Below are 24,922 nucleotides of genomic sequence, written 5' to 3' on the forward strand. Positions count from 1 at the left end.
GTATGAGGATATCTACGCCCGGACCTAGCCGAACCTTGAGGTGTGGTCCCGCGTTGGGATGGGAAATGTCATAGTGCGCACGAATTGCATTTAGCCCAATCGCGTATTTGGTGTATTAGCGAAGAATGGCGCACCCTGTAGATGTTCAAATTGGCCTCAGAATTCGGGAAGAACGAGTGTCTGCGGGCCTCACTCAGAAAGAGCTATCAAGCATAATCGGAGTGAAATTCCAGCAACTTCAAAAGTATGAAACAGCCGCGAACCGCGTCTCCGGTTCTAGGCTATGGATGATCGCCAAGGCGCTTGCTGTCCCCGTTTCGACCTTCTTGCCTGACGACGATGAAACTTCCGAATCTGCGATTGAACGAGAACCTGCGAATGCTCGATTGATGAGGGATATTCTGAGGCTGGAGCCGGAAATAAGACGAGAGGTCGTCCGTTTCGTTCAAGCCATTTCCGGAGATCAAGATCAGACGGAAAACGACTGATCATTCAACCATCGTCCACCGCAAGCCACAGCATTGCAGTGGACTGATGGGGCAACAATCACCTCCTCTGTTATGGAGCTATCGCTGAAAACGTCCAGCGCCCGGAGAACCTGAGCAAAAAATCGCTCCATTCCCAGCTCCAAAGCGGCTAGGCCCAGCCGTTCTTCGTCGCGCCTGTAATGTTCACGAAGCACGGACTTAACACTTCTTGGTTCACCCCCATCCGAAAAAGATAGATTTTGCTATAGCCACGTCGGGAACCATACCCCCGAAAGGGCTCAATTAAGTAGCCTTCTCGGATCTTCGCGCGAACCGCCTTGACCATTTCATGCTTCTCCATGCCGAGGTCTGCGGCGACTTCTGGCAGCACGAGTCGTGATCCATTTCGCGCATCCAAGCTTGAGGGCTTCTTGAAATCCCGACTTATCTGGACAAGGATTTTGGTGTTTCGCTTGCGAAGGTGCGAGGGAAGGAAGCCGGTGATGTAAAGGTACGCCGCTCGGTCCCGTATTTGTTCACGCACCGCTTTTCCGGGCTCCATCAACTGGGCCCACTCACCGTACAACCTTTTTCGGTCGATCCGTGGCCCTCGGTCACGTGTTTTGGGCACTGGCTCGCCATAGAACGTGCTCATAAGTCCTCCTTCCATATTGTCAGGTTACGTCTCTGACACAGTCTATTTCACTCCCAATTTGGGGGCAATCCTGAAATGGGAGCATTTAGCCATATCGATTCGAAAAAGGACCATCGGTTCATGGCAGGCGCTGCGCGCTCAGAGTGCTATCAGGCAATGCTTAATGCCTTGATCGCGACCCGAAAGGATCGCAACCTATCTCAAGCGAAACTTGCCAAGAAGCTCGGCAAGCCTCCCTCTTTTGTCGCAAAGTACGAACTTGCAGAACGGCGTCTCGACGTGGTCGAATTCCTTGTGGTACTTTCAGCGTTGGACGAGGACCCGTTAGAATTCATCCAGCGTCAAATGACCTTAGTGCCAACAAAACTTTGATTTCGATTGGACTGATACCTTTGTGCGCACTTTCTTTGCTGACTCAACCCAGGGCACCCTTATCAACGAAGCGCGTTCTCGAAGTCTAGACGCAATAGAAGCGCACGCAGCAAGCGATTGCCGGTGCACATACAGTGCACATCAGCGAAAAAGTTATTAATCAACAATTTTTCGCAAGCGCGCATAGGCCTCAGAACGCTCGCGCCCAAGTGCGCGTATCTCTTGGACCTCCTTCGAATAGAGGCCGTGCTTGAACGCGTTTCGGTTCCCTGCGGGTGCGCCGCTCCCGGAGCTCCCGCCATGCATACGGCAGCGTGCCCGGCCACTGACCGCTGGCGACTTGCATGGCGTGCCCGATCTTGTTTTCGCGCCGCATCTTGGACTGGATAGCATGGGCTCAACGTTTCGCGCGTGGTGGCTCAAGTTTGTTTTGCTCCCTTGTGAAGGAACGTGTCCGGGAAGATCAACTGAGGCAGGCTTTACGAGGGCCGAGAGCGCGTGCGCACACGCGCGCTCTCGGCTGAGCTTGTCGACACGTTGCCAACAATGGCTTGGCCGCCCTTTTCAACATTCACATGCTCCACCGTGACCCTCTGCTGGGGTTGGCCGCGGCGCTTATCAAGTTTATTTGAAAATTCCAATAAACGCTTCTGGCAACGATCGGCCGACTTGAGCGCTTCGGCCTCTACGTGAGACCCATCAAGTGCGCGAACGGCCCTATGCGTCATAGCTATAAACAGTGCATGATTGACAACTATCTCGATGGCAAGAAGGACCTCAATTGGGTCTTTCGGATCGAGATCATTGTACATTTTGATCGAAAACGCGCAGCGGCGCTGAAAAGCCTCCCGAGTTTCGTCGGGAATTCTAGCCATGGCATGACAAATTTGGGAAACGACCTCCTCATGAACAAAATTCGGCCCAACTGAACTATGCAAGTAGCCAGCCGGGATCTTGTATTGGTTTTGAGGGAGGGTGCGCGAGCGAACTTGAGGGATCTCTGACATATAAATTTTCCTATCGAGGGTATTTGGCATCTATCAGGAAGGTCAAATACATTCCAGCAAAAACTTTTCTTCTTTGCATGGGGTTGACCCAGGAAAAACGCATCCCCCCCATACGATTGTTTTCCATCCGTGTAGCCGATCTAGTGGAGGCGACAAGCGTGGGTGGACCAAACGTTGCCCAGTAGCGGTACACCTTGTGATTTAGCAGAATTTTAGTATCCCCCCCCCCAAATAGTTTTCGTCCGGTCTATAATCCGAATTTCGATGGCAGAGACGCGTGGCTTCCGGATGGCGGCAACCAATAGTGTCTGCGAGACCACCAATCTGCGTTTGCGCGCACCGCGATTGAAAGAACGGAGGGAACTCCGGGTCTCAGTCCCTATTTCTTTGGGGGAAAGCCTCAATCCTTGCCAGTGCCACTGCTGGAACCTAGCTGATGTATCGAAGGGGTCGAGTGTCCGTCACGTCCGGCGGTCGAAGTAAAGAGCGCCTGATACCCTTACCCGCCGGGCTCGCCTTGCGATCAGTTTTTTGCAACCAGTTGCAACGGTTGCAACCAGCGGCTTGCAACGGGTTGCAATATTGCTGATGTAACGCGCTTAACAGCGCACAGACGAAGAGCGGGGTAGGTAGCCGCATCGGCGCTTTGAGGCTGCAATCACGAGCATCATGTCCAAATGTGCATATTTTTGGATTAGTGGGGCATCTAGGATAGATATGCGGGAAAGTCTTGAACTCTGATTTCCGAATAAAGATTGATTTAAAAGGTTTGGACCAGGAATGGTTTGGGAAAACAAAGTCTTATGTGTCCTGACAAACGCAAGTTCCGGTTCTATTGATCTGCGTGTGAAGGGCTTCTTCGTGGATATGCCTAATAACTCGTCCAATGTGGGTTGTGCAATTCGTCTCATTGCATTTTCTGCCTTCCATCCCGTCGTGGCGGCGTTCGGCGCTCTTCTAGCTGCGGAAGTGCGGAGTTTTATCGCAAGTGGTTCGAAACAAGTCGTTCGATCACAAAAAAATCCAGCCAAACTGTACGTCGGTGCTCATGGCCGAGTTCTCCGGCCGAGATGTCCAGCTGACCTCCGGTGCCTCTCATCAGCGCGACCCTTTCAGGTCGAAAGCTTTCTTGATCAAGGTAGCTCAAACCTGCAAAGAAGAAGAGGCCTGTCTGATTTCCATCATGGACTTGAAACCGGTTCATTGCGTCAGGGGTTAGGAAAGCGAAAGTGGCTCGCCTTTACGATAGTCGGAAACGTATCCTTGTGACCGGCGGGGCCGGGTTCATCGGTTCACACTTGATCGACCGGTTGCTGGCTGGCGGGCACGAGGTGATATGCCTCGATAACCTATTCACGGGCACGAAGCGCAACATTGATCACCTTCACGACAATCCGCGCTTCGAATTTATGCGCCACGATGTGACCTTCCCCCTCTATGTCGAGGTTGATGAGATCTACAATCTCGCCTGCCCGGCCTCACCGGTGCATTACCAATACGACCCAGTACAAACGACGAAGACCAGCGTGCATGGCGCGATAAATATGCTGGGGCTGGCAAAAAGGCTTCGATGTAAAATCCTGCAGGCTTCAACTTCTGAGGTCTACGGTGATCCAACCGTTCATCCTCAGGCGGAAAGGTATTGGGGCAACGTCAACCCAATTGGTCCGAGGTCTTGCTATGACGAAGGCAAGCGCTGCGCCGAGACGCTGTTTTTCGACTACCACCGCCAGCACGGGCTAGAGATCAAGGTTGCGCGGATCTTCAACACCTATGGGCCGCGCATGCACCACGCCGATGGCCGCGTTGTGTCGAATTTCATCATGCAAGCGCTGACAGGTCGAGACATTACGATTTACGGAGATGGTCAGCAGACACGGTCATTTTGTTATGTGGACGATCTTGTGGAAGGACTGCTCCGACTTATGGCGAAAGACAAAGATGTAACCGGACCAGTAAACCTCGGTAATCCGAGCGAAATCACGATTGCACAACTGGCAATGCACATAGTCGAAGCTACCGGGGCAAGTTCCAAGATCATCCACGCAAAGCTGCCGCGAGATGATCCCAGTCAAAGGTGCCCGGATATCGCGCTGGCGAAAACAGCTTTAGATTGGGAGCCATTGGTGACGTTGGACGCGGGGTTAAAAAAGACAGTTACACACTTTAGAAATGTTTTGAAGTCATTGAAATAAAGAAGGAAAGAGGCCTTCCGGGCGTTTGGAAGCAATCAGAAAAAACTGAAACATGTGGAACTCTGGTTCGTCACCTGATTTTGCTAATGTCGGGACCTCCCGCACGCTTTGGAATTCGTTTGGCTACAAGTGTTGCTACGAAGCCTTGAATGAGTCAGCCGAAAGATCGGGCAAAGATTGTCGGACCCGGCCTTGAAGACGAACCGGCAGGCCACGGCGACCGGTGTCTGATCCGGCTTGACGGCACGCATCACGTCGGGGTGGTTGAGAAGACCCATGAAGCAGCTCCTTGAACGGGGTGCGGGCGGCATTCGGATGAAGCCGCACATTCGATGGGTCTGATTTGAGGGAAGAGGAGTTAGGGCGGCGGAAATCGACCGCCCCGAGACGGTTAACGCCGTTCAGAAATCGATGGCGAGGCCCTTTTTCTCCCAGTCGCCATAGCGCACCGGCTCCGGCCCGTCGCGCCCGCCCAGCTCTTCGGGAAGCTTCAGGGCGGCGGCCTTCTTGCGCCGTTCCTCGGCCTCGGCCAGCGCCCGGATGGCGGCGGGGGGCAGGTCGCGTTTGGTTTCGTCACTCATGGCAGGCTTCCTTGTCTCGCGCCTTTGATATAGGCCGTCGCCACCGATTTGGCAAAGGAGGCCGCATGGCCGGTGATCCCAATCTGCCGCGCCGCGTCGCGCTGGACCTCATGGGCGACGTGATGGAGCATGGACGGCTCTTGCCGGAGGTGCTGCCGCGCCGTCTGGAAAAGCTCGCGCCCGAGGATCGCGCGCGCACGCAGCGGCTCGTCGCGACGGCGTTCCGAGTGATGGACCGTGCCGACCGCGTGCTCGGCCCGCACCTGCGCAAACGTCCGCCCCTGCGCATCCACAATATCCTGCGGCTGTCGGTCGCGGAAATCTGCGAACTCGGCGCCGCCCCGCACGGCGTGGTGAACACCGCGGTCGAACTTGCACGCGCCGACAAGAAAACCGCCGGGATGGCGGGACTGGTCAACGCGATCCTGCGCAAGGTCGACGCCGAAGGGTGGGCCGCGCTGCCCACGCCGCGCCTGCCCAAATGGCTGCGAAAGCCCCTGACCGACGATTACGGCAAAGACATCGTGGCGGCGATGGAGACGGCGTTCTACGCAGGGGCGCCGCTCGACCTGACACCCAAGGGCGATGCCGAGACGCTCGCGCAGGCGCTGGGCGGCACGGTGTTGCCCACCGGATCGGTGCGTGTGACGAACGCAGGTCAGGTTTCGACCCTGCCGGGGTTCGCCGAGGGCGACTGGTGGGTGCAGGACGCCGCCGCCGCCCTTCCGGCCCGCGTGCTGAACGCCCAGCCGGGCGAGACTGTGCTGGACCTGTGCGCCGCACCCGGCGGCAAGACGATGCAGCTTGCCGCCGCCGGGGCCGAGGTCACCGCCGTCGATATCTCGGAACACCGCATGGCGCGGGTGGGCGAGAACCTCGCGCGCTGCGGCCTGTCCGCCGACCTCGTCACGATGGACGCGCTGGAATACGAGGGCGGGCCGTTCGACGCGATCCTGCTCGACGCGCCTTGCACGGCGACCGGAACGATCCGGCGTCACCCGGATCTTCCATACGCCAAGGACGGGAGCGATTTTCCCGGCCTCTTCGAGCTTCAGGAACACCTGATCGACCGGGCGCTGGGTATGCTCAAATCCGGCGGGCGGCTGATCTATTGCACCTGTTCGCTGTTGATCGACGAGGGCGAGGAACAGGTGCGCGACGCGCTCGGGCGGCATGAGGGGCTTTCGGTGGACACCGCCGCGCTCGACCGCCCCGGCATCGACCCCGACTGGCGCACGGACGAGGGCGGGTTGCGCCTGCGCCCGGATTACTGGGCCGACAAGGGCGGGATGGACGGGTTCTACATCGCCTGCCTCGTTAAGGCATGACTCGCGCCCGCCCGACCTGTAGAGTGCGGCCAGAACCCGGTAAGGGTCGGCATCTGAGGTAAGGCAAGGCGACGTTGGCCAAGGATTTTCCCATGACCAGCCGCAGAACGCGGTGGCTCAACCGTTGGCACGCCCGGCGGGCGGCCCGCGCGAAGCCGGCGACGGGTTTCACGTCCAAGCCCGAACCGCGCACCATCGGCAGCTTCGCCAAGGGCAAACAGATGGTCGCGGGGAACTTCCTGTTCGCGGGGCACCTCGTCCAGTCCCCCGCCGACAGCATCTGGGCCATCACGCCCCCCTCCGACGATTTCGAAGCTGCGCTTCAGGGTTTCGGCTGGATGGACGATCTGGCGGCATTGGGCGACCGCGATGCGCGGGCGCGGGCGCAGTTCTGGACGATGGACTGGATCGACCGTTTCGGGCGGGGCACCGGCCCCGGCTGGGTGCCCGATGTCGCGGGCCGCAGGCTTATCCGCTGGATCAACCATGCCTTCCTGATCCTCAACGGGCAGGACAGCGACGCCTCGCTCCGGTTTCACCGCAGTCTTGGTCAGCAAGCGATCTTTCTGTCGAAGCGGTGGCAGGGCACCTCGCCCGGTCTGCCCCGGTTCGAGGCGCTTACCGGCCTGATTTATGCGGGGCTTTCGCTCTCCGGCATGGAGCATCTGACCGAACCCGCCACACAGGCGCTGGCCCGCGAATGCGACCGGCAGATCGACGCGGCGGGCGGCATTCCGACCCGCAACCCCGAAGAATTGCTCGAAGTCTTCACGCTCCTCAACTGGGCCGCCCTCGCGCTGCGCGAATCCGAGATCACGCCCAAACCCGCCCACCAGTCGGCCATCGAACGGATCGCACCCACGCTGCGCGCGTTGCGCCATGCCGACGGCGGTCTGGCCCGGTTTCACGGCGGCGGGCGCGGGGCCGAAGGGCGGCTGGATCAGGCGCTTGCCACATCCGGTGTGCGCGGTGGGCCGACGGATGGCCCGGCGATGGGTTTCGCCCGCCTGTCGGCAGGCCGCACCTCGATCATCGTCGATGCCGACAAGCCGCCGCTGGGGCCCGCGTCGTGGAACGCACACGCCTCGACCCTCGCGCTCGAGGTCACTTCGGGTCGTCGCCCGCTGATCGTGAACTGCGGGTCCGGGCGGCAATTCGGCGAGGATTGGGGCAAAGCGGGCCGCGCCACCCCGTCCCATTCGGTGCTTGGCCTGACCGGCGTGTCGTCCTCGCGCCTCAGCGATATGGAGGCCACGCCCTACGGGCCGCGCGCGCGCATGGTCGAAGTCCCGAACGAGGTCGAGGCGCGGCGGATCGGCGATGCCGACATGATCGGCCTCGTCAGCGGCCACGATGGCTATCAGCCACGGTTCGGTCTGGCCTATATCCGGCGGCTGGAACTGGCCGTGGACGGGCGCACCATCGCGGGCGAGGAAACGCTGGCGGCCGTGTCCGAATCCGAACAGGCCACCTTTGGCCGCGCGCTTGAACGCGAGGGCGAGAAAGGCGTGCCATTCAACATCCGCTTCCACCTGCACCCGGACGTGGACGCGACCATCGACCTTGGCGGCACAGCGGTGTCGATGGCGCTCAAATCCGGGGAAATCTGGGTGTTTCGCTACGATGGTGCGGCGAAACTGTCGCTCGAACCCTCGGTTTACCTCGAAAAGAACCGATTGAAGCCCCGTGCGTCGAAACAAGTGGTTCTATCCGGCGCGGCAATAGACTATGCGACGCGCATCCGCTGGTCCCTCGCCAAGGCGCAGGACACGCCCATCGGCGTGCGCGATCTGGTGCGGGATGAGGTGGACGAGCTGCCAGACTGACCCAAGGGACACCACATGACCGACCTTTCCCCCGTGCGCCGCGCGCTGATTTCCGTATCCGACAAGACCGGGCTGGTCGATCTGGGCAAGGCTCTGGAGGGGATGGGGATCGAGATCCTGTCCACCGGCGGATCGGCCAAGGCGCTGCGGGATGCGGGCGTTTCGGTCAAGGACGTGTCCGAGGTGACGAACTTTCCCGAAATGATGGATGGCCGTGTCAAGACGCTGCACCCGATGGTACACGGCGGCCTGCTCGCGCTTCGTGACAACGACGACCATGTGGCCGCGATGAATGAGCATGGCATCGGCGCGATCGACCTGCTGGTGGTGAACCTCTACCCGTTCGAGGCCGCTCTGGCCCGTGGCGCGGATTACGACGAGATGATCGAGAACATCGACATCGGCGGCCCGGCCATGATCCGTGCGGCGGCCAAGAACCACGGCTTCGTCACCACCATCGTCGATGTCGAGGATTACGGCGCGCTGCTGGACGAGTTGAAGACGAACGACGGCGCGACGACCTATGCCTTCCGCCAGCGTCAGGCGCAGATCGCCTATGCCCGCACCGGGGCTTATGACGCCGCCGTGTCCGGCTGGATGGCAGGCGCGATTGGCGAGGCATCGCCGCGCCGCCGCGTGGTCGCGGGCGAGTTGAAGCAGGTCATGCGCTACGGTGAGAACCCGCATCAGGATGCAGCGTTCTATGTCGATGGCTCGGCCCGCGAAGGCGTGGCGACCGCCGTGCAGCATCAAGGCAAGGAGCTGTCCTACAACAACATCAACGACACCGATGCGGCGTTCGAACTGGTCGCGGAATTCGACCCCGCCGATGGTCCCGCCGTCGCTGTCATCAAGCACGCCAACCCCTCGGGCGTGGCGCGGGGCGCGACGTTGCTAGACGCCTACAAGAAGGCGTTCGATTGCGACCGCACCTCGGCTTTCGGTGGCATCGTGGCGCTGAACCAGCCGCTCGACGTCGACACGGCGCGCGAGATCACCCAGATCTTCACCGAGGTCGTCATCGCCCCCGGTGCTTCTGACGAGGCGAAAGAGATTTTCGCGGCCAAGAAGAACCTGCGCCTCTTGACCACCGCCGGTCTGCCTGATCCGCTGATCGGCAGCCAGACGATCCGTCAGGTCGCGGGTGGCTATCTGTTCCAGAACAAGGACAACGGGCATATCGGGCTCGATGACCTCAAGGTGGTGACGAAGAAGGCACCGACCGACGAACAGCTCAAAGACCTGCTTTTCGCTTGGAAAGTGGCCAAGCACGTGAAATCCAACGCCATCGTCTATGTCAAAGATGGCGCGACCGTGGGTGTTGGCGCGGGCCAGATGAGCCGGCTGGACAGCTCCACCATCGCCGCCACGAAAGCGGGTCGCATGGCGGCCGAACTGGGCCTGTCCGAAAGCCCCGCCATCGGCTCCGCCGTCGCCTCGGACGCGTTCTTTCCATTCCCCGACGGCCTCTTGGAAGCCGCCGCAGCGGGTGCGACCTGCGTGATCCAGCCGGGCGGGTCGATGCGCGACGACGAGGTCATCAAGGCGGCTGACGAGGCCGGGCTCGCCATGGTGTTCACCGGTATGCGGCACTTCCGTCACTGATGCGCGCGCTGTCGATCACCGCGCTCATCGTCTTCGTCCTCGATCAGGTAACGAAATACTGGGTCGTGCAGGTGATGAACCTGAAGGAGGTCGGGGCGATCGACGTTTGGCCGCCCTTCCTCAACTACCGCATGGCGTGGAACGAAGGCGTGAACTTCGGACTGTTCTCGTCGTCTGAGGACACGATGCGCTGGATTTTGATCGGTGTGGCGCTCGCGATCTGTCTGGGCGTGCTATGGTGGGTGCGGCGCAAATCCATGACGCTGGCCGCACGCATTGCCGCAGGCGTGCTCGTCGGTGGTGCGCTGGGCAACGTGATCGACCGCGTGGTCTATGGTGCCGTCGCGGACTTTCTCAATATGTCCTGTTGCGGATTTACCAATCCCTATTCCTTCAATGTCGCTGATATTGCAGTGTTTGCCGGGGCCATCGGTCTGATCCTGCTGGCCGACAAAGCCGATGGGAAAAAGGCCCCGTGACGGGGCCCGCGAGTTGCGGTAAAGAGGTCGAAACGGGTGTTGGAGGCATAGATGCGGGTTCCTGCCATGAAATTCGGACTAGCCCTTGTGGGTCTCGGGCTGCTTGCGGCCTGTTCCAACGACGGCAATCCCGACCTCATGAACATCCGGTCCTCGACCCCGGACGAGTTTTCGATCCTGCCCAACAAGCCGCTTGAACAGCCCGAGGATTACAGCGCGCTTCCGACGCCGACCCCCGGTCAGACGAACCGCGCCGATGCCACGCCGACCGCCGATGCGGTGGCGGCCTTGGGCGGCAATCCCGATGCGCTCACCTCGGATCGCGCGAATTCCGGTGAGGGCACGCTTCTCGCCCATGCCGGTCGCTATGGCACCAACGGCAACATCCGCACGGTGCTGGCCGAGGAAGACCTGGAATACCGCCGCAAGAACAACGGCAAGCTGCTTGAGCGCCTGTTCAACGTGAACGTCTATTACGACAGCTACAGCCAGCAGTCGCTCGACCAGCAGCTCGAACTCGACCGGGTCCGCAATCGCGGGGTCTGGACCCCGGCGGCACCCCCCGATCCCGAGCGGTTCGAGTGAGGCGAAAGATGCGACGGGCCCGGCTGGGCCCGTTTCTTTTTCCCGCGCCACACAGGCGTGTTAACAACCTGTAATCCAATTCACACCACCGTCATGCGGGGTTGCTCCTCTGGCCGCTCCGGCTAACTGTGTCAGTGGAACGGAGGATTTCAGATGAAGCGACTTCTCTCGGCCTGTTTCGCCATCATGGCCGTCACGCTCCCTGCCACGGCGCAGGAGGTCACCGACTACACCCTCGACAACGGTATGGACGTAGTGGTGATCGAAGATCATCGTGCGCCGGTCGTGGTCCACATGGTCTGGTATCGCGCCGGGGCCGCCGACGAAGATCCGGGGGTCTCCGGCATCGCCCACTTCCTCGAACATCTGCTGTTCAAGGCGACCGACGACATGGAATCCGGCGAACTCAGCCGCGTGGTGGCTGAAAACGGCGGGTCTGACAACGCCTTCACCAGTCAGGACTATACCGCCTACTTCCAGCGCGTCGCCGCCGACCGGCTCGACCTGATGATGACGATGGAGGCCGACCGGATGCGCGACCTTCAGCTGTCCGAAGACGACATCGCGACCGAACGTGACGTGATCCTCGAAGAACGCGCGATGCGGACCGACAACTCGCCCGGCGCACTGCTGAACGAACAGATGCAGGCGGCGCTTTACCAGAACCACCCCTACGGCATCCCCGTCATCGGCTGGCGGCACGAGATGGAGCAGTTGGGGCTGGACGAAGCGATGGCCTATTACCGCAAATATTATGCCCCCAACAACGCGATCCTCGTGGTGGCGGGTGACGTGGAACCGGAAGAGGTGCTCGCGATGGCCGAGGAGCACTATGGCCCGCTCGAACCGACCGAAGGGTTGGAGCCGCGCGCGCGACCGCTGGAACCCGTGCCGCTTGCGGAACGCCGCATCACATACGAAGACCCGCGTGTCAGCCAGCCCTATGTCGTGCGCAGTTACCTCGCCCCTGAACGCAATCCGGGTGAACAGGAGGAGGCCGCCGCGCTCGTCTATCTCGCGGAAATCCTCGGTGGGAACTCGGCAACGTCGGTCTTCGGTCAGGCGTTGGAATTCGAACAGAATATCGCTGTCTCGACCTTTGCAGGCTACAGCGCGCTGAACCTCGACATCTCGTCGATCCGCATCGGCGTGGTTCCGGCGCAGGGCGTGTCGCTGGCCGAAGCCGAAGCCGCGATGGATGCCACCTTGGCCGAGTTCATGGAGAACGGGATCGACCCGGCGCAGTTCGAACGGATCAAGACCCGTATTCGTGCGGGCGATATCTACGCGCAGGATTCCATGCGTGGCCTTGCCAACCGCTATGGCGCGGCGCTGACGAGCGGTCTGACCATCGAAGACGTCAAAGCCTGGCCAGAGGTTCTGCAATCGGTGACGCCGGACGACGTAATGGCGGCTGCCGAGAAGGTTCTGCAACGCTCTCACGCCGTCACCGGTTGGCTGACCGGCCCCACCACGACCCCTGACACCGACGCGGAGGCCATCCAATGATCCGTCTCGCCATTGCGCTTTTCCTGATCGCCGCCGTTCCGGCCCGTGCTCAGGTTCCGATTCAGGAGGTCACGTCGCCCGGCGGCATCTCGGCCTGGCTGGTCGAAGAACATTCGATCCCCTTCGTCGCTCTCGAGCTTCGGTTCCGAGGCGGCACGTCGCTCGACCTGCCGGGCAAGCGCGGTGCGACGAACCTCATGGCCGGGCTGCTCGAAGAGGGGGCGGCCGACATGGACAGCCGCGCCTTCGCCGAGGCGAAAGAAGACCTCGCCACGTCGATCGACTTCGACGTTTATGGCGATGTCCTGACCGTGTCGGCCCAATTCCTGACCGAGAACATGGAGCCCTCCGTCGACCTGATCCGCGCCGCGCTGGTCGAGCCGACGTTCGATGATGTCGCGGTTGAGCGTGTGCGCGGGCAGGTCCTGTCCTACATCAACTCGCGCCAGACGGACCCCGACGAGCTTGCGGGCGATGCGATGAATGCCGCGGCCTATGGCGACCATCCCTATGGAAGCTTCGACGGGGGCACCGTCGACAGCGTAACCGCTCTGACCCGCGACGACATCGTGACCGCATGGGAAAACGCCATCGCGCGCGACCGGGTTTATGTCTCGGCGGTCGGTGACATCACGCCCGAGCAACTGGGCACGGTGCTGGACACCATTCTGGGCGATCTGCGCGAAGAAGGCGGGGCATACCCCGACCCGGTGCCTTTCGGCGCCACGCCCGGCATCTCGGTCGTGCCCTTCGACACGCCGCAATCGGTGGCGCGCTTCGGTCAGCCGGGCATGAAGATCGACAACCCGGATTTCTTCGCGGCCTATATCGTGAACACGATCATGGGCGGCGCGAATTTCGAAAACCGGCTGTTCGACGAGGTGCGCGAGAAGCGCGGCCTGACCTATGGCATCGGCACCTACCTGTCCGACAGCGACTATTCCGAAGTGCTGGGCGGCAGCTTTTCGTCGCAGAATGGCGTCATGGCCGAGGCCGTTTCGGTCGTGCAGGAGGAATGGGCCAAGATGGCCGAGGACGGCATCACCGAACAGGAACTGGCAGATGCCAAGAAATACCTGACCGGCGCCTATCCGCTGCGGTTCGACGGCAACAGCAACATCGCGAACATCCTGACCTCGATGCAGATGGACGGATACCCGATCGACTATCCGGAAACCCGGAACGAAAAGGTCATGGCGGTGACGCTGGAAGAGGCGAACCGCGTCGCGGCGAAGCTTTTCCAGCCCGAGAACCTGCGCTTCGTGGTGGTCGGCCAGCCCGAAGGTCTGGAGCCGACGGTGAACTGAGGGCCGCGCCCTTGCGGCGCTGAATACGACCGAAGACCCCTGTGAAAGACGGCCCTCGCGCCGTCTTTCGCGCTTTCAGAATCGCGCGTGCACATGCTAGGTCTAGTGGCATGCCCGACGACGCCCCCAATATAAGCCGGCCAGCCATACGCCAGCTTGATGACGCTGCAATCAACAGGATTGCGGCGGGCGAAGTCGTGGAGCGGCCCGCGTCAGCGGTGAAAGAGCTTGTCGAGAACGCCATCGACGCAGGGTCCACCCGCATCGATGTGGCCTATGCCGACGGCGGCAAGACCCTGATCCGGGTCACCGACGACGGGTGCGGCATTCCGGCCGAAGACCTGCCGCTCGCCATGTCGCGCCACGCGACCTCCAAGATCGACGGGTCCGACCTGCTCGACATTCACACCTTCGGTTTCCGGGGCGAGGCGCTGCCGTCGCTCGGCGCGGTCGGTCGGCTGACGATCACCTCGCGCTGCGATGGGGCGGCCGCCTGCATCCGTGTGGCCGGGGGCAAGGCCGAGCCGGTGAGGCCCGCGGCCCTGTCGCGCGGCACGGTCGTGGAATTGCGCGACCTGTTCTTCGCCACGCCCGCGCGGCTCAAGTTCCTGCGCACCGACCGGGCCGAGGCGCAGGCGATCACCGATGTGGTCAAACGCTTCGCCATGGCCGAGCCGCATATCGGCTTCACCCTGCGCGACGTTTCCGGCGGGGGCGAAGGGCGCGTGACCTTCCGGGCCGCGCCCGAGAACGGCGACCTGTTCGACGCGCTCCATGCCCGTCTGGGCGGTGTCCTCGGGCGCGACTTCGCCGAGAACGCCGTGCCGCTCGACGCGCTGCGCGAAGGCTTCCGGCTGACGGGCTACGCGGCCCTGCCGACCTATTCCCGTGGCGCGGCGGTGGCGCAGTTCCTGTTCGTCAACGGCCGCCCTGTGCGCGACAAGCTTCTGATCGGGGCGCTGCGCGGGGCCTATGCCGATTTCCTGTCCCGCGACCGCCACCCGGCGGCGGCGCTGTTCGTGACCTGCGACCCGAAACTGGTCGATGTGAACGTCCACCCGGCGAAGTCCGAAGTGCGTTTCCGCGAACCCGGTCTCGTGCGCGGGCTGATCGTCACGACGATCCGCCATGCGCTTGCCGAGGCCGGGCACCGCGCGTCCTCAACCGTCGCCCAATCCACGCTCGGCGCCATGCGGCCCGAGCCAACGCACGCCCGTGTGTACCAGATGGACAGACCGTCCCAAGTCGTCCTGCACACGGCACGCGAAGCCCAGTCCCCAGTGGGCTTCGCGGAAACTCCCTCGGCCCGGTTCGACCCCGTGATCGAACCGGAGCCGACACCCGAAACGCCGCCCGCCGAAAGCCTTCCGCTCGGCGCGGCGCGCGCGCAGGTGCATGAAAACTACATCGTCGCCCAGACCGAGGACGGCATGGTGATCGTCGATCAGCACGCCGCGCACGAACGGCTGGTCTATGAAAAGCTCAAGCGCCAGATGGCCGAAAACGGCGTGGCGTCGCAGGCGCTGCTCATCCCCGAGATCGTGGACCTGTCCGAGGGCGACGCATCCCTGCTTCTGGGCCTCGCCGACGACCTCGCCCGCTTGGGCCTCGTCATCGAGCCATTCGGCGGCGGCGCCATCGCCGTGCGCGAGACGCCCGCGATCCTGGGCCAGGTGAATGCCGAAGCCATGATCCGCGACATCCTCGACGAACTCGCGGACCTCGGCCAAAGCCAGACCCTTCAGGCCCGGATCGAAGCGGTGCTGTCGCGCGTCGCCTGCCACGGCTCGATCCGCTCCGGGCGCTGGATGCGCCCCGAAGAGATGAACGCGCTACTGCGCGAGATGGAGGCGACGCCCCATTCCGGTCAGTGCAACCATGGCCGTCCGACCTATGTCGAGTTAAAGCTGGCGGATATCGAACGGCTTTTCGGGCGCACATGATCCAGATCGGCGACACGACCCTCGACCTTTCCGACCCTCTGACCCTTGCCGCGTTCGTGGCCGGGGCGGTGCTGCTTCTGCTTGTCCTCCTGTTGATCGTTTTGCTCGTGCGGTCGGGCCGCGCCAGCGCCACCAATGCAGAGCTTGCGCGTCAGCTTGGTGGCATCGGTCATGCGGTGCAGGTGCTGGGGCAGGGGCAGGACCAGCTGTCGGGCGGCCTGCGCACCGTGTCGGACGCGCAGGCCAACGCGCAGAGCCGGATGATACAGACCATGGAAACGCGTCTCGCCGACGTGCAGCGGCAAATGCAGGACCGGTTGCACGAGAACGCGATGAAATCCGCGCGGGCCCTGTCCGACTTGCAGGAGCGGATGAACGAAACGCTCACGGGTTCGACCGTCAAGACCACCAAGTCGCTGACCGAATTGCAGGAACGGCTCGCCACCATCGACAAGGCGCAGGCGAATATCGAAAAGCTGTCGGGTGACGTTCTGAGCCTTCAGGACATCCTGTCCAACAAGCAGACGCGCGGGGCGTTCGGTGAAATCCAGTTGAACGACATCGTGTCCAAGGCGCTGCCGACCGACAGCTATGCGTTCCAGCATACGATGTCGAACGGAAAGCGGGCGGACTGCCTGATCCACCTGCCGAACCCGCCGGGCCCCATCGTGATCGACTCCAAATTCCCGCTGGAGCCGTATGAGGCGCTGCGCCGGGCCGAGACGCAGGCACAGGCCGCCGAGGCCGGACGGCTGATGAAAACGGCCGTGCGCGCCCACATCAAGGCGATCAGCGAGAAATACATCATCGAGGGCGAGACGGCGGATGGCGCGCTCATGTTCCTGCCGTCAGAAGCCGTCTATGCCGAACTTCACGCCAATTTCGCCGATGTGGTGCGCGAAGGGTTCAACGCCCGCGTCTGGATCGTCTCGCCCACCACCTGCATGGCGACGCTGAACACGATGCGCGCGATCCTGAAAGACGCCCGAATGCGCGAACAGGCGGGCGCGATCCGCAAGGAACTGCACCTGCTGTCGGCGGACGTCGGCCGGTTGGGCGACCGTGTCGCAAACCTCGACCGGCATTTCCATCAGGCCTCCAAGGACATCGCGGACATCAAGATTTCCGCCGAAAAGGCCGGAAACCGGGCCAAACGGCTCGACAATTTCGACTTCGAGGAACTGGCGCAGGACGACGCGGCAGCGGTGGTTCAGCTTCCCAAGACCTGATCCCTTGTCGCGCCCCCGCTTTCGCCCCTAAATGGGGGGCAAGCAATGAACAGGTCAGACATGCTCGAAATCAGCCCGTCCCGCGTCGCCCGCATCGCCATTCAGGCCCGCGAACTGCCCGACACCGAGAACGTGATCCGCAACTACATTTCGGATCTCAATACCGACGAACAGGCGAGCCTCGTGGCCGTCATGTGGATCGGGCGCGAGACGTTCGAAGCCGAGGAACTGGACGAGGCCATCGCGACCGCCAAGGCCGAGGCGACCGCGCCCACCGAGGATTACCTGCTGGGCGAGACGATGCTGGCCGACTATCTCGAAGCCGGGTTGGAAGCGTTGGGCTATGATGTCGAAGACCTTGAGGACGATCACCTGAAGTGATCCGCCGCCACCCTCAGATAAAGGTCTGGGCGTACTGACGATCCGGGTCGGCGAGATGTGGGACCGCGTTGAACTGGGTCAGGGTCAACCCGGCGCCGACCGGGTGCATCTGGTGCACAGAACTGTTCATGATGGTCAACGCCAGCCGCGCCATCGAATTCAGTTGCAGCCCCATGGCCACCTTGATCGACATGGCGATCCAGCCCCCTGAGGTCGAGACGAGCGCACGGCCCTTGCCCGCCGCGATTTCATGCAGCACGTCGTCCACGCGCCCTTCGAATTCGGCATAGGTCTCGATCGTGTCCTCGATCTGGCCCTCGCGCCATGCCGTGAAGACGAGCGGCAGGTGATTTACGAACTCGTCGCGGTTCTCGGGTGGCTTGATGCCCATCTGTTCGTGCATCTTCGCGGACAGATCGAAATAGGCGACTTCGTTCAGGCGCGGGTCTTGAACGGGTTCGGGAAACCCCATCGACTTCGCCGTCTCGACATGGCGGGTCAGAGTGCCGGAATAGATTCGGTCGAACCGTTCACCGACGCTGTCGAAATAGTTGCCCAGCCATCCGGTCTGCTGCCAGCCGAGGTCCGACAGCTTGTCGTATCCGTGTTCGTCGTTCGACCCGGAATTGGCCTGCCCATGCCGGACCAGCGTGACCTGTGACATCGTGTTCCCCCAACTGGCTCACCGGGTGCTAACCCGAAGACGTGACAGGGAAAAGACCTAGCGCCACGTGACGTCGCCCAGAAAGATGTATCCGGCGCCGTAGATCGTCTTGATGAGCTTGGGGTTCTTCGGGTCTTCGCCCAGCTTCGTGCGCAGGCGCGAGATGCGGACGTCCATCGCCCGGTCGAAGCTCTCGCCCGCAGCGCCTCCAAGGCTTTCCTGCATATGCGCGCGGGAAATCAGGCGTTTGGGCGCTTCGAGGAACAGGCGAAGCACTTCGCCCTCGGCATGGGAAAATCCGGTTTCGGCCCCGGTCGCGTCTTCCAGCACGTAACGGTCGAAATGCGCGGTCCATCCTGCGAAGCTCGCCGTGTTCGACTGGCCCGGCTTGGCCGCCTTGCCGACGCGCACGCGGGCGCGGACACGGGCCACGACCTCGGCCAGTTCGAACGGCTTGATGATGTAATCGTCCGCGCCAAGCTCCAGCCCCGTCACCCGGTCCTGAACCTGCGCGCGGCCCGAGATGATGATGATGGCGGCCCCGCTTTCCAGCGCGAGCCGGTGAACGAGCGTCAGGCCATCGCGATCCGGCAGGCCGAGATCGACGAGGCAGACGTCGGGCGCGGTCTTGCGCAACGCGGCCTCGAACTCGGTCGCGCGGCCGAACCCCGCGGTGCGGAACCCGGCGTCCTGCAAGGCGTCCGACAGCATTTGCCGGATCTCTGGTTCGTCATCCAGAATGGCAACCATCGGCGCGCTCATTCCGCCGCCTCCCGTGCAAGGGCATCGGCAAGGAACGCGGCAAGCTGGCCGCGCGTGAACGGCTTGGTCAGCACGGCATGGCCCGCCCGCCGCGCATCGCCCTGCGGCAGCGACGACATGAGCATCACGGGCGCTTCGATCCTGCCGACCAGCCGGTCCCCGGTCACTGCGCCGCCCAGCATGATGTCCGACAGAACCAGATCGATCCCTTCGATCCCGGCGAGGTCCAGCGCCTCTTCGCCCGAGGCCGCCTCGATCACCTGATGGCCGAGCGAGATGAGCATCTCGCGCACGTCCGCGCGAATGTCGTCCTGATCCTCGACCAGCAGCACGAGTTGCGGCGCGCCTGTCGCCACGGCGGGCTTCAACGGCACCCGGATCGTGACCCGTGCGCCCCGGTCTGTGTTGGCGAGCCGCACATGGCCGCCCGACATCTTGGCGTGGTCATAGACCATGGCGAGCCCAAGGCCCGACCCTTCGCCACCCTTCGTGGTGAAGAACGCGTCGAGCGCATGGTCGAGCGCGTCGGGGCTGAACCCAGGCCCCGTGTCGGTGACTTCGAATTCGATCCATGTCCCCGCCACTTCGCGCGCGACAATGGCGATCCGACCGGAGCCCGCCCCGATGGCGTCCTTTGCGTTCAGCACGAGGTTCAGGAGCGCATCCTGCGTCGCGCCCACGTCCAGCAACACCGGATGCGCCAGCCCTTCAACCTCGGTGGTCAGCGACAGGCCATCCGGCAGCGTCGGTTTCGCCAGCGTTTCGATCTCGGCCAGAAGGCGCGCGGCTTCGACTGGCTCCGGCCGCACCTCGCGCGCGCCGGACAGGGACGAGATCCGGTCGAGCAGTGCCCCGCCACGCCGGGCCGCGCCCGTCGTCGCCTGCACCAGCGCCTGCGCATCCTCGCCCAGAGGCATCGAGCCCAACCGCGCCTGAAGGCCGAGGATGATCGTCAACAGGTTCGAAAAGTCGTGCGCCATGCCCGATGTAAGCTGGGCGGCCAGTTCGCGTTTGCGGGTCTGGGTCAGCGCCGCCCGCGCCTGCGCCTCTTCGGTGACATCCATCGACAGGATATAGACCCCGGTGACTTCGCCGTTCTCGTCGGCATCGGGGGTGAAGGCCACGCGGATACGCCGGGCCACGCCTTCGTGTGCGAATTCCAAAACGCTGGCATCCCCGGCGAACGCACGCTCGAGGCTCGGCGTGATCTTCTCGAACGCCTCGTCGCCCAACGCGTCGCGGGCGTGCAATCCGACGATGTTGCGCGGCGTGAACGGCAGGATCGTGGCAAGCTGACGGTTGGAATAGGAATAGCGCCAATCCCTGTCGAGCCGCGCGATATGCGCGGGCATCATTTCGGCCGTGACGCGGGCGCGACTTTCCATCTCGGTCAATTGCCGCTTGGTTTCTTCGAGGGCCGCATTGGTCGCGGCCAGCGCCCGGTTGGTGTGCGACAACTCCTCGGCGTGTTCTAGAAGCTGATCCGACAGTTCTTCGGACCGCGATCTGAGCAGCGTTTCCTGCCGCTTGATCGCGGTGATGTCGGTATAGACCGTGACCCAGCCGCCTTGCGCCAGCGGCGACCCTTCGACCGAGATCATGCGCCCGTCGGCCCGCTGCCGTTCCACATAATGCGGTTCGAACGCCAGCGCCTGATCGACCTTGTCCTGCACGAAGGCATCATGGTCGTCGACCTCGCCGTATTCGCCGCGTTCGACCAGAAAACGGATCGTATCGTCGAACCGCGCGCCGCGTGTCACCAGACTGTCGGGCAGGCCGAACATCGTCTGGAAGGTCCGGTTGCCGACCACGAAGCGCAGGTCGCTGTCATAGATCGACAGCGCCTGTTGGATCAGGTTCAGACCGGCCTGCGTCAAGGCGGCGATATCGGTGTACTTGGTGTTCAGAGAACGTCCTCCCCCTTTCTCGCTAGCACCGTGGCGACCGCTCTGGAAGCCCCCGGTTTCGCGTCCGCAGCACCCGCAACAATTCGTTACATTCTGGAAAAACTACGGAAATGTTTGACGTGGAACTCTGCTTGGCAAGAATATTGCGTGTCGCCTTCGGGTGACGCGGAACGCCGGTCGGGGAGGGCCGGTGTGGGAGGAGACAATTTGGCACAGGTTCAAACCGCGACCAGCGGTCTGTCCTCGGTTCCGGCGCTTCTGGCCCGGAATGCGAAGGAGTTCGGCGGTCGTCCCGCTTATCGTGAAAAAGAGTTCGGCATCTGGCAGACATGGAGCTGGGCCGAGACCGCCGAGGAAATCGACGCGCTGGCGATGGGCCTGATCGCGCTGGGAATCGAACCCGGCGATCATGTCGCCATCATCGGCCGCAACCGCCCGGCACATTACTGGTCGATGGTCGCCGCGCAGAAATGCGGCGCCGTTCCCGTGCCGCTTTATCAGGACGCCGGCCCGGAAGAGATGGACTATGTCCTCGACCATTGCGGTGCGCGCTTCGTGATCTGCGGCGATCAGGAACAGGTCGACAAGGTCATCGAAGTGAAGGACCGCGTGCCGAAGATCGAGCATGTGATCTACGTCGACAAGCGCGGGATGCGCAAATACGACCATACGCATCTGAACTGGTTCGACGACGTTCAGGCCGAGGGGCGCGGCGGGCATTCGCGGCTCGAACCGATCATGCGCGAGCGCACCGAGAAGCTGGACTACGATTCCACCTGCGTGATGCTCTACACCTCCGGCACGACCGGAAAGCCCAAGGGCGTGGTGCTGTCGAACCGCAACGTCATCGAAAGCGCCAAGAATTCGTCCGAGTTCGATCACCTGACCGCAGGCGACGACATTCTCGCCTATCTGCCGATGGCCTGGGTCGGCGACTTCATCTTTTCGCTCGGTCAGGCCTACTGGACCGGGTTCTGCGTGAACTGCCCCGAGTCCGAAGAGACGATGATGACGGACCTGCGCGAGATCGGTCCGACCTATTTCTTCGCTCCGCCGCGCGTGTTCGAGAACCTTCTGACGACGGTCATGATCCGCATGGAGGACGCCACGCGGCTCAAGAAACGGTTGTTCGACCACTACATGAAGGTCGCGCGCCGGGTCGGTCCCGCAATCCTCGACGGTAAGCCGGTGTCGGGTGGCGACCGCTTTTCCTACTGGCTCGGCAATCTGCTGATTTTCGGGCCGCTCAAGAACACGCTCGGGTTCAGCCGCGTGCGCGTGGGCTACACGGCGGGCGAGGCGATCGGGCCTGAGATCTTCGATTTCTACCGCTCGCTCGGCATCAACCTGAAACAACTCTACGGCCAGACCGAGGCGACGGTGTTCATCACCGTGCAGCCCGATGGCGAGGTGCGGCCCGATACGGTCGGCGTGCCTGCCCCCGGCGTGGAACTGCGCATCGACGACAACGGCGAGGTCTATTACCGCAGCCCGGGCACCTTCGTGGAATATTACAACAACCCCGAAAGCACGGCGTCGACCAAGGATGCCGAAGGCTGGGTCGCGACGGGCGACGCCGGTTTCATCGAACCGGACACCGGGCACCTGCGGATCATCGACCGCGCCAAGGACGTGGGCAAGATGGCCGACGGGTCGATGTTCGCGCCGAAATACGTCGAGAACAAACTCAAGTTCTATCCGAACATCCTTGAAGCCGTGGTCTTTGGATCGGGGCGTGAGATGTGCACGGCCTTCATCAACATCGACCTGAACGCGGTGGGCAACTGGGCCGAGCGCAACAACATCTCCTATGCCTCCTATCAGGAACTGGCGAACCATCCGCAGGTGCTCGACACGATCCAGCGCCATGTCGAAGAGGTGAACGCGAGTGTGGCCGAGGATGAAATGCTGTCGGGCTGCCAGATTCACCGCTTCCTCGTCCTGCACAAGGAACTGGATGCGGACGATGGCGAGATGACGCGGACCCGCAAGGTGCGGCGCGGTGTGATCTCGGAAAAATTCGGCGATCTGGTCGAGGCGCTCTATTCCGGCAAGACCGAGCAATACACCGAAACCGAAGTCACCTACGAAGACGGCCGCAAGGGCAAGATCAAGGCGACGCTGGAAATCCGCGACGCCAAGGTGGTGCCGACCGCCCCGAAGCAGGGGATCGCGGCGGAATGACCTTCACACAATACGGAACCGGAGGGGCCCAATGAACGACATGAGCCCGGACAGCTACGTGACCGCGGACGGCCGGACTATCGGCGGCGTGGTGATGGAAATGAAGAACATCACCCTGCGTTTCGGCGGCGTGGTCGCGATCAAGGATATTTCCTTCGACATCCGCGAAGGGGAAATACGCGCGATCATCGGCCCGAACGGCGCTGGCAAGTCGTCGATGCTGAACGTCATCTCGGGCTTCTACGTGCCCCAAGAAGGCGAGGTGTGGTTCCGTGGCAAGCGCCGCCCGCAGATGAAGCCCTATCAGGTCGCCTCACAGGGTATCGCGCGCACGTTCCAGAACATCGCGCTGTTCGACGGTATGAGCGTTCTGGACAACATCATGACCGGTCGCCTGACCATGATGAAGACGGGTCTGCTCAGTCAGGCGATGTGGTTCGGCCGGGCGGAGAAGGAAGAGAACCATCACCGCGAGCAGGTCGAAAAGATCATCGACTTCCTCGAAATCCAGAACATCCGCAAGACGCCTGTTGGCCGTCTGCCCTATGGCCTGAAAAAGCGGGTCGAACTGGCCCGCGCGCTGGCCGCCGAGCCGAAGCTTCTGCTTCTGGACGAGCCGATGGCGGGTATGAACGTCGAAGAGAAAGAGGACATGAGCCGCTTCATCCTCGACGTGAACGACGAGTTCGGCACCACCATCGCCCTGATCGAGCACGACATGGGCGTGGTCATGGACCTGTCCGACCGTGTCGTCGTGATGGATTACGGCAAGAAGATCGGCGACGGCACACCGGACGAGGTGCGCGGCAATCAGGCGGTCATCGACGCTTATCTGGGGGTGGCACATGACTGACGCGACCTTCCTCGCCTCCGTCGGAGGTTCTTCGCAATACTTGGGCATGAACGGCGCCGCGCGCTGGACACGCCGTTTCGGGACGGGAGGAACCCATGCCTGATCAGCTTCTCTACGCGATGGAAGTCACCCTGAACGGTCTGATGGCCGGGGTGCTTTACGCGCTTGTCGCGCTGGGCTTCGTTCTCATCTTCAAGGCTTCCGGCATCTTCAACTACGCCCAAGGGGTCATGGCGCTGTTCGCCGCGCTGACGCTCGTGGGCATTCAGGACGGGCAGGTGCCGTTCGCCCACCTCATCAACGCGATCTTCGGGACCGACGTGCACCACTTCGGCTGGCATGTGCCCGCCATTCTCGCGATCCTTCTGACCGTGGTGGTGATGGTCGCCTTCGCATGGATCGTCGAGCGATACATCCTGCGACATCTGGTGAACCAGCCGGGCATCATCCTGTTCATGGCCACCATCGGACTTGCCTATTTCATGGAAGGCTTCGGCGACATGATGTGGGGGTCCGACATCAAGAAGCTGGACGTGGGGCTGCCGCAGGGCATCAACATCGCCATCGACGACACCACCTTCAACTGGTTCGGTTACGGCTTCTTCATCGACAATCTCGACATCTCGGCGACCATCGTGGCGGTGATCCTCGTCGTCGCGCTGACCGTGTTCTCGCAATACTCGAAGCAGGGCCGCGCGCTGCGGGCCGTGGCCGACGACCACCAGGCGGCGCTGTCGGTCGGCATTTCGCTCCGGTTCATCTGGGTGCTGGTCTGGTCGATCGCGGGCTTCGTCGCACTGGTCGCGGGCATCATGTGGGGGTCCAAGTCGGGCGTTCAGTTCTCGCTCTCGCTCATCGCGCTCAAGGCGCTGCCGGTTCTGATGCTGGGCGGCTTCACCTCGATCCCCGGCGCCATCGTCGGCGGGCTTATCATCGGGGTGGGTGAGAAGCTGTTCGAATTCGCCATCGGCCCGCTGGTCGGCGGCGCGACCGAGAACTGGTTCGCCTATGTCCTCGCCCTTCTGTTCCTCGTCTTCCGCCCCCAAGGGCTGTTCGGCGAAAAGATCATCGAGAGGGTGTGAC

The 24,922-nt window shown here is 62.3% G+C and carries 23 protein-coding genes; 16 read left to right on the plus strand and 7 right to left on the minus strand.

Going from position 1 to position 24,922, the window contains the following annotated elements; genetic code table 11:
- Positions 1-221 precede the first annotated feature (221 nt).
- Positions 222-488, plus strand: coding sequence for a helix-turn-helix domain-containing protein (locus tag HOY44_RS22715; RefSeq protein ID WP_502710695.1), 267 nt, complete (start codon positions 222-224; stop codon positions 486-488).
- Between the two features lie 148 nt (positions 489-636).
- Here HOY44_RS22715 and HOY44_RS11065 read toward each other — a convergent pair whose 3' ends face one another.
- The gene (locus HOY44_RS11065; protein WP_287434758.1) at positions 637-1,122 is read right to left on the minus strand and encodes a hypothetical protein; all 486 of its coding nucleotides are present in this window, start codon (positions 1,120-1,122) and stop codon (positions 637-639) included.
- A 120-nt stretch (positions 1,123-1,242) separates the two neighbouring features.
- Here HOY44_RS11065 and HOY44_RS11070 point away from each other — a divergent pair, with 120 nt between their 5' ends.
- On the plus strand, positions 1,243-1,494 hold the full coding sequence (locus HOY44_RS11070; protein WP_287434759.1) for a helix-turn-helix domain-containing protein: 252 nt from the start codon (positions 1,243-1,245) through the stop codon (positions 1,492-1,494).
- Between the two features lie 156 nt (positions 1,495-1,650).
- Here the strand turns inward: HOY44_RS11070 and HOY44_RS11075 are convergent, their stop codons facing one another.
- Both HOY44_RS11075 and HOY44_RS11080 read right to left on the minus strand, forming a co-directional pair.
- Positions 1,651-1,887 carry an HGGxSTG domain-containing protein gene (locus HOY44_RS11075; protein WP_287437215.1) on the minus strand — a complete coding sequence of 79 codons (237 nt, stop codon included), beginning with the start codon at positions 1,885-1,887 and terminating at the stop codon, positions 1,651-1,653.
- An 86-nt stretch (positions 1,888-1,973) separates the two neighbouring features.
- Positions 1,974-2,501: a hypothetical protein gene (locus HOY44_RS11080; protein ID WP_287434760.1), complete on the minus strand. Its 528-nt coding sequence runs from the start codon at positions 2,499-2,501 to the stop codon at positions 1,974-1,976.
- A 1,229-nt stretch (positions 2,502-3,730) separates the two neighbouring features.
- Here HOY44_RS11080 and HOY44_RS11085 point away from each other — a divergent pair.
- The gene (locus HOY44_RS11085) at positions 3,731-4,696 is read left to right on the plus strand and encodes a UDP-glucuronic acid decarboxylase family protein (RefSeq protein ID WP_287434761.1); all 966 of its coding nucleotides are present in this window, start codon (positions 3,731-3,733) and stop codon (positions 4,694-4,696) included.
- A gap of 401 nt (positions 4,697-5,097) precedes the next feature.
- Here HOY44_RS11085 and HOY44_RS11090 read toward each other — a convergent pair whose 3' ends face one another.
- Positions 5,098-5,277 carry a DUF1674 domain-containing protein gene (locus HOY44_RS11090; RefSeq protein WP_008331954.1) on the minus strand — a complete coding sequence of 60 codons (180 nt, stop codon included), beginning with the start codon at positions 5,275-5,277 and terminating at the stop codon, positions 5,098-5,100.
- A 65-nt stretch (positions 5,278-5,342) separates the two neighbouring features.
- Between HOY44_RS11090 and HOY44_RS11095 the strand changes: the two genes are divergently transcribed.
- The 10 genes from HOY44_RS11095 to HOY44_RS11140 all read left to right on the plus strand — a co-directional run bounded on the left by HOY44_RS11095 (position 5,343) and on the right by HOY44_RS11140 (position 17,469).
- Positions 5,343-6,605 (plus strand): RsmB/NOP family class I SAM-dependent RNA methyltransferase, encoded by a 1,263-nt coding sequence (locus HOY44_RS11095; RefSeq protein WP_287434762.1) that lies wholly within the window; start codon positions 5,343-5,345, stop codon positions 6,603-6,605.
- Positions 6,606-6,697: 92 nt separating this feature from the next.
- Positions 6,698-8,431 (plus strand): heparinase II/III family protein, encoded by a 1,734-nt coding sequence (locus HOY44_RS11100; protein WP_287434763.1) that lies wholly within the window; start codon positions 6,698-6,700, stop codon positions 8,429-8,431.
- A gap of 15 nt (positions 8,432-8,446) precedes the next feature.
- Positions 8,447-10,036, plus strand: a complete 1,590-nt coding sequence (gene purH, locus HOY44_RS11105) for a bifunctional phosphoribosylaminoimidazolecarboxamide formyltransferase/IMP cyclohydrolase (protein WP_287434764.1) — start codon at positions 8,447-8,449, stop codon at positions 10,034-10,036.
- On the plus strand, positions 10,036-10,515 hold the full coding sequence (lspA, locus tag HOY44_RS11110; RefSeq protein ID WP_008331950.1) for a signal peptidase II: 480 nt from the start codon (positions 10,036-10,038) through the stop codon (positions 10,513-10,515). Before purH ends, lspA begins: the two co-directional genes overlap by 1 nt.
- A gap of 51 nt (positions 10,516-10,566) precedes the next feature.
- Positions 10,567-11,100: a DUF3035 domain-containing protein gene (locus HOY44_RS11115; protein WP_287434765.1), complete on the plus strand. Its 534-nt coding sequence runs from the start codon at positions 10,567-10,569 to the stop codon at positions 11,098-11,100.
- A 153-nt stretch (positions 11,101-11,253) separates the two neighbouring features.
- Positions 11,254-12,609: a M16 family metallopeptidase gene (locus HOY44_RS11120; RefSeq protein ID WP_287434766.1), complete on the plus strand. Its 1,356-nt coding sequence runs from the start codon at positions 11,254-11,256 to the stop codon at positions 12,607-12,609.
- Positions 12,606-13,916 carry a M16 family metallopeptidase gene (locus tag HOY44_RS11125; protein ID WP_287434767.1) on the plus strand — a complete coding sequence of 437 codons (1,311 nt, stop codon included), beginning with the start codon at positions 12,606-12,608 and terminating at the stop codon, positions 13,914-13,916. Before HOY44_RS11120 ends, HOY44_RS11125 begins: the two co-directional genes overlap by 4 nt.
- 110 nt (positions 13,917-14,026) lie before the next feature.
- On the plus strand, positions 14,027-15,859 hold the full coding sequence (gene mutL, locus HOY44_RS11130) for a DNA mismatch repair endonuclease MutL (RefSeq protein ID WP_287434768.1): 1,833 nt from the start codon (positions 14,027-14,029) through the stop codon (positions 15,857-15,859).
- Positions 15,856-17,088, plus strand: coding sequence for a DNA recombination protein RmuC (locus HOY44_RS11135; protein WP_287434769.1), 1,233 nt, complete (start codon positions 15,856-15,858; stop codon positions 17,086-17,088). Before mutL ends, HOY44_RS11135 begins: the two co-directional genes overlap by 4 nt.
- Positions 17,089-17,148: 60 nt before the next feature.
- On the plus strand, positions 17,149-17,469 hold the full coding sequence (locus HOY44_RS11140) for a DUF3775 domain-containing protein (RefSeq protein ID WP_008331939.1): 321 nt from the start codon (positions 17,149-17,151) through the stop codon (positions 17,467-17,469).
- Between the two features lie 13 nt (positions 17,470-17,482).
- On the opposite strand, the gene HOY44_RS11145 is transcribed toward HOY44_RS11140, so the two are convergent.
- From HOY44_RS11145 to HOY44_RS11155, 3 genes are read right to left on the minus strand one after another with little or no spacing between them, the layout of a single operon-like run.
- Positions 17,483-18,133 carry a histidine phosphatase family protein gene (locus HOY44_RS11145; RefSeq protein ID WP_287434770.1) on the minus strand — a complete coding sequence of 217 codons (651 nt, stop codon included), beginning with the start codon at positions 18,131-18,133 and terminating at the stop codon, positions 17,483-17,485.
- 57 nt (positions 18,134-18,190) lie between these two features.
- Entirely contained in the window at positions 18,191-18,895 is a 705-nt protein-coding gene (locus tag HOY44_RS11150) for a response regulator transcription factor (RefSeq protein WP_008331935.1), read from the minus strand.
- Positions 18,892-20,772, minus strand: coding sequence for a hybrid sensor histidine kinase/response regulator (locus HOY44_RS11155; protein WP_287434771.1), 1,881 nt, complete (start codon positions 20,770-20,772; stop codon positions 18,892-18,894). The genes HOY44_RS11150 and HOY44_RS11155 overlap by 4 nt, the downstream gene beginning before the upstream one ends.
- Before the next feature lie 237 nt (positions 20,773-21,009).
- On the opposite strand from HOY44_RS11155, the gene HOY44_RS11160 reads away from it, so the two are divergent.
- The 3 genes from HOY44_RS11160 to HOY44_RS11170 all read left to right on the plus strand — a co-directional run bounded on the left by HOY44_RS11160 (position 21,010) and on the right by HOY44_RS11170 (position 24,921).
- On the plus strand, positions 21,010-22,986 hold the full coding sequence (locus HOY44_RS11160; protein WP_287434772.1) for a long-chain fatty acid--CoA ligase: 1,977 nt from the start codon (positions 21,010-21,012) through the stop codon (positions 22,984-22,986).
- A gap of 31 nt (positions 22,987-23,017) precedes the next feature.
- Positions 23,018-23,839, plus strand: a complete 822-nt coding sequence (locus HOY44_RS11165) for an ABC transporter ATP-binding protein (RefSeq protein WP_008331932.1) — start codon at positions 23,018-23,020, stop codon at positions 23,837-23,839.
- A gap of 95 nt (positions 23,840-23,934) precedes the next feature.
- Positions 23,935-24,921 carry a branched-chain amino acid ABC transporter permease gene (locus tag HOY44_RS11170; protein WP_008331931.1) on the plus strand — a complete coding sequence of 329 codons (987 nt, stop codon included), beginning with the start codon at positions 23,935-23,937 and terminating at the stop codon, positions 24,919-24,921.
- The last annotated feature ends 1 nt before the right edge of the window (position 24,922 follow it).

The sequence above is a fragment of the Maritimibacter sp. genome, from assembly GCF_016774595.1.
GTDB classification, from domain to species: Bacteria; Pseudomonadota; Alphaproteobacteria; order Rhodobacterales; family Rhodobacteraceae; genus Maritimibacter; species Maritimibacter alkaliphilus.